The 12103-nt window shown below is 71.3% G+C and carries 9 protein-coding genes; 4 read left to right on the top strand and 5 right to left on the bottom strand.

Annotation, left to right across the window (positions count from 1 at the left end; genetic code table 11):
• Positions 1-33 precede the first annotated feature (33 nt).
• Positions 34-1524: a sodium:solute symporter family protein gene (locus ADX84_RS13680; RefSeq protein ID WP_049573297.1), complete on the top strand. Its 1491-nt coding sequence runs from the start codon at positions 34-36 to the stop codon at positions 1522-1524.
• 61 nt (positions 1525-1585) lie between these two features.
• Here the strand turns inward: ADX84_RS13680 and ADX84_RS13675 are convergent, their stop codons facing one another.
• From ADX84_RS13675 to ADX84_RS13655, 5 genes are all read right to left on the bottom strand, one after another.
• Positions 1586-2884: a DUF58 domain-containing protein gene (locus ADX84_RS13675; protein ID WP_049573293.1), complete on the bottom strand. Its 1299-nt coding sequence runs from the start codon at positions 2882-2884 to the stop codon at positions 1586-1588.
• The gene (locus tag ADX84_RS13670; RefSeq protein ID WP_049573287.1) at positions 2884-3867 is read right to left on the bottom strand and encodes a MoxR family ATPase; all 984 of its coding nucleotides are present in this window, start codon (positions 3865-3867) and stop codon (positions 2884-2886) included. The genes ADX84_RS13675 and ADX84_RS13670 overlap by 1 nt, the downstream gene beginning before the upstream one ends.
• A 64-nt stretch (positions 3868-3931) precedes the next feature.
• Positions 3932-5101, bottom strand: coding sequence for a DUF4350 domain-containing protein (locus tag ADX84_RS13665; protein WP_049573283.1), 1170 nt, complete (start codon positions 5099-5101; stop codon positions 3932-3934).
• Positions 5098-5709, bottom strand: a complete 612-nt coding sequence (locus ADX84_RS13660) for a DUF4129 domain-containing protein (protein ID WP_082206484.1) — start codon at positions 5707-5709, stop codon at positions 5098-5100. The genes ADX84_RS13665 and ADX84_RS13660 overlap by 4 nt, the downstream gene beginning before the upstream one ends.
• Before the next feature lie 17 nt (positions 5710-5726).
• Complete coding sequence (locus tag ADX84_RS13655; RefSeq protein ID WP_199776589.1) at positions 5727-6737, bottom strand: glycerophosphoryl diester phosphodiesterase membrane domain-containing protein; 1011 nt, start codon at positions 6735-6737, stop codon at positions 5727-5729.
• Between the two features lie 942 nt (positions 6738-7679).
• Between ADX84_RS13655 and mtrA the strand changes: the two genes are divergently transcribed.
• Genes mtrA through ADX84_RS13640 form a run of 3 tightly spaced genes read left to right on the top strand, consistent with a single transcriptional unit; the run spans position 7680 to position 12053 of the window.
• The gene (gene mtrA / locus ADX84_RS13650) at positions 7680-8357 is read left to right on the top strand and encodes an MtrAB system response regulator MtrA (protein ID WP_014908694.1); all 678 of its coding nucleotides are present in this window, start codon (positions 7680-7682) and stop codon (positions 8355-8357) included.
• 16 nt (positions 8358-8373) lie between these two features.
• On the top strand, positions 8374-10152 hold the full coding sequence (mtrB, locus tag ADX84_RS13645) for an MtrAB system histidine kinase MtrB (RefSeq protein ID WP_049573275.1): 1779 nt from the start codon (positions 8374-8376) through the stop codon (positions 10150-10152).
• Positions 10149-12053 carry an LpqB family beta-propeller domain-containing protein gene (locus tag ADX84_RS13640; protein ID WP_049573271.1) on the top strand — a complete coding sequence of 635 codons (1905 nt, stop codon included), beginning with the start codon at positions 10149-10151 and terminating at the stop codon, positions 12051-12053. Before mtrB ends, ADX84_RS13640 begins: the two co-directional genes overlap by 4 nt.
• Positions 12054-12103 lie beyond the last annotated feature (50 nt).

The following is a 12103-nucleotide window of genomic DNA, read 5'->3' as shown; positions in this document are numbered from 1 at the left end:
CCCCTCAACCCCCGTCACCCCCGGAGGTTCGCCATGAGCCAGTCCCATGTGATCTACCTGTCGGCCCTGCTCGCCTCCGTGCTGCTGATGGTCGCCATCAGCTGGTGGGTCGCCCGGCGCACCAAGGACGGGGAGGACTTCCTCCTCGCCGGACGCGGTCTGGGCACCCCGTTGGTCATGGGCAGCACCCTCGCCACCCTGGTCGGCACCGGATCCAGCCTGGGCGCGGTCGGTTTCGCCTACCAGAACGGCTGGGCCGGGACCCTGTACGGGGTGGGCGGAGCGGCCGGAGTCCTCCTCCTGCTGTGGCTCTTCTCCGACGTGCGCGAGAAGGGGTTCATGACCTTCCCGGAGGAGATGAGCTACTACTTCGGCGCGAGCCGCGCGATCAAGGGGGTGGTGGCCGTCCTGCTGTTCCTGGCCTCGGTGGGCTGGCTGGGCGCGCACATCATGGGCGGGGCCATGTACCTGTCCTTCCTCACCGACATGGACCAGAACACGGCCAAGGTGGTCATCGCCCTGGGCTTTGGCGTGTACACGATCGTCGGGGGCTACCTTGCGGTGGTCATCACCGACGCCATCCAGGGCACCATCCTCTTCCTCGGCTTCACCGTCCTCGCCGTCCTGGCCCTGGTGAGCGTCGGCGGACTCGACGGGCTCAGCGAGGGCTCCTCCGATGAGGCGCTCTCCCTGTTCGGCTACGAGGCTCTGGGCCCGGTGCCCGCGCTCTCCCTCGCCGTGGTCATCGCCGTCGGTGTGCTGGCCACCCCCTCGTACCGCCAGCGGATCTACGCGGCCGTCAACGTGCGGACCGTTCGGCGCAGCTTCCTCCTCGCCGGCGTCCTCTTCGCTGCCTTCTCGGCCCTCCCGGCGATCGCCGGGATGTCCGCCCGCACCCTCGAACCCGCCCTGGAAAACCCGGACATGGCGTTCCCGTACCTGGTCACCACCCTGTTCCCGGTGTGGCTGGGCGCGTTCCTGCTCGTGGCGGGACTGTCGGCCACGATGTCCTCGGGTGACTCGGACGCCATCGTGAGCGTCACCATCCTGGTGCGCGACATCTCCCAGGTCGTCACCGGCAGACTGCCCGACCCAGAACACGTGGTGCGCTACTCGCGGTGGGGGTTGACCGCGGTGATGGGGCTCGCCCTGGTGTTCTCCCTCATGGCCACGACCCTCATCGGTTACATCACCCTGATGATCTCCACCGTGCTCACCGGCCTGCTGGTGGCGTCGCTCCTGGGCAAGTTCTGGCCCCGTGCGACCTGGCAGGGCGGGATCGCCGCGATGCTGGGCGGCTCGGTGGCCGCCCTGGTCGTCAACAACGTCCCGTCGTTCACCGCCTTCTGGGGCAACGCGGTGATCCCGTCGCTGGCGGTGGCCCTGGTCGCCGGGGTGGCCGTCAGCCTGGTCACACCGCGCACCCCCATCTCCAAGGAGGAGGCCCTGCGGCTGCTGACCGAGGAGCGGTCCGCCCTCGAGGTCGGCGCCAAACTCCGGGGCGGTTCCGGCGAGGACGCCTGACCCGGGATCACGAAGGGGGCCACCACCGCGCGCGGTGGTGGCCCCCTTGCCAGTCCCGTCGCTACAGCCGCCCCTGGGCCTTGAGGTTGATGTAGGCGTCCGCGAGCGCCGGAGCGATCTGCTCGGGACCCGCGTCCACCACCTCGGCGCCCATCCGGCGCAGCTCCCTGCTGATCCGGTGCCGCTCGCTCAGCGTCCGCTCGGCCGACGCCGCCCGGTACAGGGCCTCGGGGCTGCCCCGACCCGCGGCCATCTCCTCGACCTCCGGGTCCCTGATCCCCGCCACCAGCAGCAGGTGGTGAGCCGACAGCAGCGGCAGCCTCGGCAGCAGCCCCTCCTCGAGCGAGGTCGCGTCGAGGTCGGTCAGCAGCACCACGAGCCTGCGCGACCGCCCCTGGGTGAGCACGGAGCTCACCAGTGCCGCCGGGTCCGACTCCACGAGCGTGGGCTCCAGCGGGGCCATGGCCTCCACCACCCGGTTGACCTGGCTGCCCTTTCCGGAGGCCCGGACCTGGGCGCGCACGGTCCGGTCGTGGGCCATGAAGTCGACCCGGTCGCCCGCCTTGCCCGCCAGCGCCGTCAACAGCAGCGCGGCGTCCATCGCGTGGTCCAGTCGCGGGGTGTCGCCCACCCGGCCAGCCGAGGTGCGGCCGGTGTCCAGCACGACGAGGATGCGCCGGTCCCGTTCGGGCCGCCAGGTCCGCACCACCACGCCGTCGTTGCGCGCGGTGGCCCGCCAGTCGATGGAGCGCACGTCGTCGCCGGGCACGTAGTCGCGCAGCGAGTCGAACTCGCTGCCCTGGCCGCGCACCATCGCCGTGTGCTGCCCCTCCAGCTCACGAAGCCGGGACAACTTGCCGGGCAGGTGCCTGCGGCTGTGGAAGGGCGGCAGCGTCCGCACCGTCCAGGGGGCCGTGAGCGTGCGCTGCCGCCCGGCCAGCCCCAGCGGTCCGACGCTGCGCACGGTCACCCCGGCGGCGCGGGCGTCACCCCGGCGCGTGGGTGTGAGCGTGGTCCGCACTCGGCGCCGCTCCCCGGGGCCCACCAGCAGCGGCTGGGCCCTGGGAGAGGAGTGCGCGCTCGGCTGCCAGGCGTCGCGGACCCGGCCGCGCAGCCGCCGCCGGGTCGGGTTGGCCACCGTCACGAACACCTCGGCCGTCTCGCCCAGGCGCAGTGTGGTGTCGCCCTCCCGGGACAGCCGAAGCCGCCCCGGACCGGTCGCCAGCAGCACGTCCAGAACGATCAGCAGTACCACCAGGCCCGCCGAGACGTAGGTGACGATCCCGCCGATGTCGCCGGAGATCGCCACCGCGCCCGCCGCGACGAGCGCCAGCAGAGCCGCCCGGCCGGTGACCACCATCAGCGCGGCACCGGGACGGAGGACAGCACGCCGTCGAGGATGCCGTCGGCGGTCGCGCCCTCCAGTTCGGCCTCCGGGCGCAGACCGATCCGGTGTCGCAGTGTGCCCTTGGCCAGGGCCTTGACGTCGTCGGGGGTCACGTAGTCACGGCCGGACAGCCACGCCCACGCCCGGCTCGTGCGCAGCAGCGCCGTGGCGCCACGGGGCGAGGCGCCCAGCTGGAGCGAGGGGGAGTAACGGGTGGCCCGGCACAGGTCGACGATGTAGCCCAGGACCTCGGGGGCGATCCGCACCTGTGCCACCGACGCACGGGCGGCGTGCAGCTCGGCGGCCCCGGCCACGGCGGTCACCCCGGCGGCGGTCAGGTCGCTCGGGTCGAACCCGGCGGCGTGCCGGCCCAGCATGGCCACCTCGGCGTTGCGCTCGGGCAGCGGGACGGTCACCTTGAGCAGGAACCGGTCCAGCTGCGCCTCGGGCAGCGGGTAGGTGCCCTCGTACTCGACCGGGTTCTGGGTGGCAGCCACCATGAACGGGTCCGGCAGCGCGACCGGACGCCCCTCCACGGTGACCTGCCGCTCCTCCATGGCCTCCAGCAGGGAGGCCTGGGTCTTGGGCGGCGTCCGGTTGATCTCGTCGGCCAGCAGCAGGTTGGTGAAGACCGGGCCCTTCATGAACTCGAACTTCGCCGTGTGCTGGTCGTAGACGAGCGAACCCGTCACGTCGCCCGGCATCAGGTCCGGGGTGAACTGCACCCGCTTGTGGTCCAGCGACAGGGCCTGCGAGACCGTGCGCACCAGCAGCGTCTTGGCGACACCCGGCACGCCCTCCAGCAGTACGTGGCCACGGCACAGCAGTGCCACGACCAGACCGGTCACCGTCTCGTCCTGGCCCACGACCGCCTTGGCCACCTCGTGGCGCAGGGCGGTCAGCGCCGCCCGGGCCTCGTCGGCGGAGGGCAGTGCCTCGGGTGTGAAGGCGCTCACGTGCCGTCTACCTCTCTCGATACCTCAGTGGTCAGTTCTCGTCCGGGGCGCGGTGGCGCGGGGCTCACCGCAGTGCCTCGGAGAGTCGGTCAAGCTCCTCGGCCAGCCGCAGCATGGCCGAGTCGTCGGCCGTGTGGGGGTCGGGTTCGGCCGGGTACAGCAACGGCCCGACGGTCTGGGGGTCGGCCCCGCTCCGCTCGGCCACGGCGGCCACCACGGCGTCCGGACCGGCCTCCGAGTGCAGGCCGAGCCTCGGCACCGACCGCTCCAGGAAACCCGCGCGCAGCGCGGCGACCGCTCGGTCGCGCGCCTGCCGGGACTGGTACAGCCCGGCGCGGCCCTCGGTGGTCTCGGCCGCCCGGACCACGACCGGGAGCGCCTCGGGGACCAGCGCGCCCATCCGCCGCCCCCGCCAGAGGGCGAACAGCAGCAGGGCCAGCGTCAGCGGAACCAGCGACCAGCGCAGACCCGGCGGGACCAGTTCCCACAGGCTGGCGCCCCCGACCTCTTGCGGCGGGTCCGGCCGCAGCCACACCACGTGCTCCGCGTCGATCAGGTTGAGCATCAGCGCCGCGTTGCCCGCCGAGTCGAGATCACGGTTGGTGAGCGGGGCGCCGGTGCCCAGGACCGTCGTCGTGGAGCCGTCGGGCCTGGCCACCTGGAGGACCGAGAAGCCGTCCCCGGACGGGTAGCAGCCCAGGGCCTCGACCCCGGACCCGGCGGAGTAGACCTCACCGGCCACCCCGGCGTCCCCCGCGAGGGTGGCGTCGGGCAGCGCGCAGTCGGGCGCGAGGTTGGCGTCCCCGTGAGCCCTTCCGGTCACGTCCGCACCGGGCGCGAAGGTGGTGAGGGAGCGCAACGAGGGCTGTACCAGGAAGGTGTCGGTCTCCAGCTCGGCGAGCGCCTCCAGCTCCTCGGGGAGCAGCCGGTGGTCGAGCATGAGCAGCAGGAGAGTGTCGTCCCCGGACTGCTCCACCGCCCGGACGGCCGCCTCGGAGGTGCGGGTGACTGACACGTCGGAGTCCTCGTCGAGCAACTGCGCCAGCGCGCGGGAACCCTGGGGTTCGGGACTGCCGGGCTCCATGTAGCCGGACGGGAACTGTTCCTCGCCCAGCGACAACAGGACGGCGGCCACGACCAGCACGGTGATGACGGCGAGTGGTAGCCGGCTGGCACGCCACAGGCGTCCGGCGGCTGGTCGGGGAGTGACCGGTCCCGGTGCGGTGGTCGTCATCGGGCCCCTTCGTCGTCGAGTACGGGGCGGGCCGCGCTCAGCCGTACGTCCAGTTCACGCATGGTGCGGGCGGACTCGGTCGTGGCGACGCGGTCGCCGTAGACCACGTCGTTGAAGAGGCGGGCGCCCTCATCCAGTCCCTGGGCCTGCCCGGGCAGCGACCGGGCGGCCTCGGCGGCCAGCTCGGTGGCGGTCCGTCCGGGACGCGGTGCGACGATCGCCCGCTCCTCCAGGTCCACACTGATGGCACGCAGCCGCTCCGTCACGGCCTCGGCGAAGTCGCCCCGCGCCTCGGCCTGGTCGGACAGCGCGCGGTGGTCGGCGGCAGTGCGCACCGCGCCCTTGTGCAGGGGAGGTTCCACCCCTCGGTTGCGGGAGGGGCGCAGGTAGACGATCAGGGCGATCACCAGGACCGCCACCACCAGCAGCACCAGGCCAAGGAGCCACCCGCCGGGGATGACCCCCGCGCCCGCTGAGGCCAGGCGGTCCAGGAGTTCCCCCAGCCAGTTGAGGAACCGGTCCAGCAGGGAGGGCTCGCTCTTGCCGTAGAGGGGGTCGGACAGCTCCTCGATGGCGCGGCGCCGACCCTCCTCCCCGGTCACGTCCATGGGAGCGACGAGCGGCCTCACGCCCGGTACCCCGGAAGGTAGACCTCCGCGCCGACCGGCTGCCCCCGCTGGGCGATCTGGTGCAGCTGGAGGTCCAGACCCTCACGGCGCATCCGCAGGTCGATGTACAGCAGCGTGGTGACACCGGCCACGAAGGGCAGCGTGAGGGCGTAGATCAGCACGGTGGCCACGTAGTTGACGACACCCGCCAGGACCGGGCCGAAGGTCTCCACCTCGAACAGGAAGGGCATGGCGAGGCCGACCGGTCCGGCCAGGATCAGGTTGACCACCAGCACGATCAGCGCGCTGAGCAGCCAGTAGCCGAGGGTGCGCCACCAGGCGCCCTGGGAGATCCGCCACGAGCGAGCGATGGCCTGGCCCGGCCCGAGCCGTTCCAGCACGACCAACGGCATGGCGTAGTAGAGGCGCACCCAGATCCACAGCGCGGGGACGCCGATCACCAGTGCCGCCACGAGCATGATGAGGAACCCGATAATGAGCCCGACCACGGGGTCGGCCATGCCGAAGCCCGTGATGAGGCCGACGAAGAGGGCCACGAAGAAGGCGATGAAGGCGACGACGCCGATGATGACCTGGATGGCCAGCCTGATGAAGGCCAGACCGATGATGGAGCCGATCTGTCCGCGAACCGAGGCCCAGGCCTGCTCGATGGTGAGCCGGTAGCCCAGTACCGCCATGCCGACGACACCGGAGAGCATGCCGATCAGCATCGCCCCGCCGACCATGACGACGAGGCTGCCGAGGAAGCTCAGCATCGTGGCCATCGGCGAGGTCGCGAACATCGGGTCGTCCGGGTCGAACGCCTCCGGGTCCGCCATGATCTCGTCGAACATGTTCAGGGACGCCAGGGAGTCGCCCGTGGCCCAGGTCGCCGCGACACTGCCGATGATCGACGCGGCCGCCATGACGATCAGTGACAGCAGGAAGGTGGTCCGGGGGTTCTGGCGGACGTAGCTGAACGCGCCGTTGAAGACGTCGCCGAGCGACATCGGCCGAAGTGCCACCACGCCAGGCTTGATGGGCGCCGGGCGGGGGACCGTAGCCCTGCTGCCCGTAGCCGGGCTGCTGGCCGTACCCGGGCTGTTGCCCGTAGCCGGGCTGTTGCCCGTAGCCGGGCTGTTGCCCGTAGCCGGGCTGTTGCCCGTACCCGGGGGGCGGGCCGTACCCCGGAGGTGGCGCGTAACCGGGAGGGGTTCCCGGGCCCGGCTGCTGCGGGTGGCCGGGTGCCTGCCCGTACCCCGGCGGGGTGCCCTGCCCCGCAGGGTTGCCGTATCCGGGGGTCGGCACCTGCTCGGGGGGAGCGAAGCCGGGGGTCCCTTGACCTGGCCGCGGTCCCGGAGGCGTGGGTGTCGCACCACCCTCACCAGGTGCGGCGGGGCCCTGTCCCGGAGCGGCCCAACCACCCGCCCCGGTGTCTCCAGAATCGGGCGACCCCTGTCCTCCGGAAACGTCGGGGGCGTCCCCCGGCCTCTCCCGGTGGTCGTCCTCCTGGCTCATCTGCCCGCCCTCCGTGAGGTTCGGTTACTGCGCGCGAGCGTTTTCGCGCCAATTCTGACGTGTCGGAAACCAACCTACCGGCCGGTTCCACCGCTTCTCAGTGGGCTTGCAGTGTGTCGTAGGCAACCCACGCACTTCATTCCTTTTGTATGCTTTCTGTTACCAACCGGCCAAGTCACGAAGCTTTCCGGGCCTTCCTTGCCAGGGATGACGCCGCCGGTGACCGAATACGGTCCAAAAGGGCCCAACACCGCTGACCGCTCTTCCAACAGTGTCCGAAGCTGGCAAGGTTGGGGGAGACGAAACGCGGTCCCCAGTCGGGGATCGTTCCCCGACACGGGGATCACGGGCACCGACCACTGACGCCGCTTGAGTGTTCCAGGAGAGAGGAGTAGGCGCCGGTATCCCCTCCGCCCCGAGGCGGTTGCGGACCCCTGGCGCCGGACACACCAATGAAGGGACGTGTACTGGTTGTCGACGATGACCTCGCCCTCGCCGAGATGCTGGGCATCGTGTTGCGCGGTGAAGGGTTCGAGCCCTCGTTCGTCCACGACGGCGACAAGGCTCTCGAGGCCTTCCGCGAGACCAAACCCGACCTGGTCCTCCTCGACCTGATGCTGCCCGGGGCCGACGGGATCGACGTGTGCCGTCAGATCCGCGCCGAGTCCGGGGTTCCCATCGTCATGCTCACGGCCAAGAGCGACACCGTCGACGTCGTCCTCGGCCTTGAGTCGGGCGCCGACGACTACATCGTCAAGCCCTTCAAGCCCAAGGAGCTCGTGGCCCGCGTGCGCGTGCGCCTGCGGCGCACCGAGGAGCCCGCGCCCGAGGTCCTCCAGATCGGGGACATCACCATCGACGTCGCCGGGCACGCCGTGCGCCGCGACGGCGAGCAGATCAGCCTCACCCCGCTGGAGTTCGACCTGCTGGTCGCCCTGGCCCGCAAGCCGCGCCAGGTCTTCACCCGCGAGGTCCTGCTGGAGCAGGTCTGGGGCTACCGCCACGCCGCTGACACGCGCCTGGTCAACGTGCACGTGCAGCGCCTGCGCGCCAAGATCGAGAAGGACCCGGAGCACCCCGAGGTCGTCGTGACCGTCCGCGGCGTCGGCTACAAGGCCGGGACCGCCTGACCCGCTCGGGACCCACATGACCGCGTCCGAACCCGAGGAGGGGAGGGGAGCCGACTCCGAGGGGGAGCGGTCCGCCCCTCCCTCCGGCCTGCCCGAGAGCGGCGGCTGGCGGGAGAACAACACGGGCCTGACCCGTGCCTACCTCCTCGCCCAGCGCGCGGCCCGCGCGCTGGTGCGCGGAGTGCACACCAACTGGCGCCGCTCCCTGCACCTGCGGGTGATCAGCACGACCCTGGTCCTGTCGTTGCTGGTCATGGCGGGGCTGGGGTACGTGCTCATCTCCGAGGTGCGCAGCGGTCTGCTGGACGCCAAGACCAACGCGGCGGTCAACGACCACCGCGCGGGGCTCAGCTACGCGCTCGCGGAGCTCCAGGAGAACGAGATCGGTGACCGCAACCGTCTCCTGAACAACGTCGCCAGCGAGCTGACCAGCCGCAGCGGCGACACCGGTCTCTACAGCGTGTTCATCCTGCCGTCGGTGAGCGACGAACTCGGCTGGGCCACCGGCGAGGGCAGCGTCCCGCCGCGGCTGGTCGAGCAGGTCCGCCAGTCCGAGGTGTTCGATCAGCAGTACCACACGTACACGCGCATCGACATGGAGGACGGTTCGGTCGAACCGGCCCTGGTCGTGGGCGCGCAGATCAACCAGGCCTACGAGCTCTACTACATCTTCCCGCTCCAGCACGAGCAGGAGATCCTGGACCTCGTGCAGGGCACGGTCGCCCTGGTGGCGGTCCTGCTGGTGATCCTCCTCGGGTTGATCGCGTTCATGATCACCCGCCAGGTGGTCACACCGGTGCGCTCCGCCGCGCAGTCGGCCGAACGGTTGGCGGCCGGGGACCTGACCGAACGCATGACGGTGCAGGGCGAGGACGACCTCGCCCGGCTCGCGATGTCCTTCAACGACATGGCGGGCAACCTCCAGGAGAAGATCCAGGAACTGGAGGAGCTGTCCAAGCTCCAGCGCCAGTTCGTCTCCGATGTCTCGCACGAGCTCCGGACGCCGCTCACCACCATCCGTATGGCCGGTGACCTCCTGTTCGACGACCGCGAGGAGCTGGACGTCTCCCACCGCAGGTCCGTGGAGCTGCTCCAGAGCCAGGTGGAACGGTTCGAGGAACTCCTGGCCGACCTCCTGGAGATCAGCCGCCACGACGCCGGGGCCGCCACCCTGGGCATTGAGTCCGCGGACATCCGGGACTCCGTCATGAAGGCGGTGGGCGACGCCGAACAGATCGCGGAGCGCCGGGGCATCAAGGTGATCCTGCGCCTGCCCGTCGACCCCGTGGTCGCCGAGTTCGACACCCGGCGGATCAACCGCATCCTGCGCAACCTGGTGGTCAACGCCATCGAACACAGCGAGGGACGCGACGTGGTGGTCGCCGCCGCGGGCGACCGCGACGCCGTCGCCATCGCCGTGCGCGACTACGGGGTGGGGCTCAAGGAGGGGGAGGAGCACCTGTGCTTCGACCGCTTCTGGCGGGCCGACTACTCACGGGTGCGCACGACCGGCGGGACCGGTCTCGGCCTGTCCATCGCCAAGGAGGACGCCACTCTGCACGGCGGCTGGCTCCAGGCCTGGGGCCTGCCCGGCCAGGGCTCGCAGTTCCGGCTCTCCCTGCCCCGCCAGTCCGGCGCCGAGCTGCGCGGTTCACCGCTGCCGCTGGTGCCGCCGGAGATCGCGCTGGGACGCAACTACCCGCCCTTCGGCGACAAGGACGGCGGCAACGGGACCGAGGACGTGCGGGGACCGGAGCGGGGCCGGTTCGGTCCCGACGAGGAGGAGGCGCTGTGAGCGACGTGGAGCGCCAGGGGCGACTGGCCCGGGCCGTGCGGTCCATAGCGGCCGGAACGCTCGCCTGTGTGTCCCTGGCGGCCTGTGCGAGCGTCCCCATGACCGGACCCGTGGTCCCCAGTGAGGGCGGGGACGGCTCCGGCGACCCCTATGGCGGTTACGTGCGCCTCCTGCCCGCCGGTCCGCAACCCGGGGTGGAGCCCGAGGGGCTGATCGACGGGTTCCTCAAGGACCTCGGCAGCTTCGAGGAGGACCACAAGGCCGCCCGCAGCTACATGCTCCCCGAGCAGAGCGAGGAGTGGACCCCGGACGCCGCGGTCCGGGTCTTCTCCGACCTCGACGCGGTGGACATGGACTCCGAGGTCTCCTCGGACGGCCTCAGCGCCACCGTGCGCATCCGCAGCAACGAGATCGCCAGCATCGACCAGAGCGGCAAGTACGTCCCGGCCGAGACCGGAACCATGCTGGAGGAGACGTTCACCCTCGCCAAGGAGGGCGACGACCCCGAGGGCGAGTGGCGCATCCAGGACCTGCCGGACGAGATCATCCTCAGCCAGCTGGATGTGGAGCGCACCTACCGCCCGTTCAACCTGTACTTCTTCAACCCGGCGGGGACGGCCCTGGTACCGGACCCGGTGTACCTGCCCGTGAGCACCGACCAGCTGGCCGAACGCCTGCTGCGCAAGCTCATCGGCGGCCCCACCGACTGGTTGGCCCCGGCCGTGCTGTCCGCCTTCCCCGAGGAGACCGCGCCCCGACTGGAGATCGACGCCGAACGCGCGGTCATCAACATCAACGGCCAGAACGAGGCCGACGAGTACGGCATGGGCGCCCAGATCGCCTGGACCCTGCGCCAACTCCCCGAGATCCAGGAGTTCACCCTCAGGATCAACGGCGAGGAGGTGAGCTTCCCGCAGTCCGACGGAGACAGCTCCGACCGCCCCCGCCCGGGCAGCGACTACTGGTCGCGGGTCAGCCCCGGCGCCACCTTCTCGGGGGTCCACGCCTACTACACGCACGAGGGCCAGCTGTGGTCGGCGGCCGACTGGGACGCCGACAACTTCAACGACGCCGAGCGGGTCGCCGGCCCCCTGGGCGCGGGTGAGGTCCCGCTCGACCGGTTCGCGGTCTCCCTCGACGAGAGCACCATCGCCGGCATCACCCTGGGCGGCCGTGAGGTGGTCACCAGCTTCGCCAGCCCCGGAGCCCAGACCCGGGAGGTGCTCGGCGACGGCGTGTTCACCGAACTGTCCTGGGACGTGAACGGCGATCTCTGGGTCGTCGAGGAGACCGGGGACGGGGGCCGTTCCGAGGACGAGGACGACGACGAGGACGCGCCCCGCGCCGACGAGGAACCCGGTACCGAGGGCGCGGCCGAAGAGGACCCGCCCGCCCCCGGGGACATCGCGCTGTGGTTGCTCCGTGACGGGGACGAGGTGGTCCAGGCCGAGGTCAGGGGCCTGCGGGACCAGTCGCTGGTGCACTTCAGGATCTCCCGTGACGGCGCCCGCGCCGCAGTGGTCACCGAACGCGACGGAGAGCGCTCGCTCCAGGTCGGCCGGGTGGTGGAGAACGAGGACGGTCAGGTGTCCGTCGGCGCCTTCATCAGCCTCGCCGACCAGGAACTCGAGGACATCACCAGCATCTCCTGGCGTTCGAGCGACCAACTGGTCGTCCTGGGCAGCCGGGACGGCGGCACCACGCAGGCCCTGTTCGTCTCCCTGGACGGCGGTACGCCCGCCGCCAGCGCTGGCGCGCCGGTCGCCGGGATGATCTCCATCTCCGGTGCCCCCGGCCAGCCGCTGCTCGCGGGGTCGGACGACGGCAACATCTGGGTGTCCAACGACCCCCTGAACTGGCAGAACGTGGTGGAGGGCGGCTCGCCCACCTTCCCGGGCTGACCGCTTCCGGCTCGGTTGTCCACAGGCCGCGGTCCCGCACTGGCGCCCGG

This window comes from Nocardiopsis sp. SBT366 (assembly GCF_001083815.1).
Taxonomy (GTDB): domain Bacteria; phylum Actinomycetota; class Actinomycetes; order Streptosporangiales; family Streptosporangiaceae; genus Nocardiopsis; species Nocardiopsis prasina.
The sequence above is the reverse complement of the archived record's forward strand: the minus strand, read 5'-3'. Positions and strand labels throughout refer to the sequence as shown.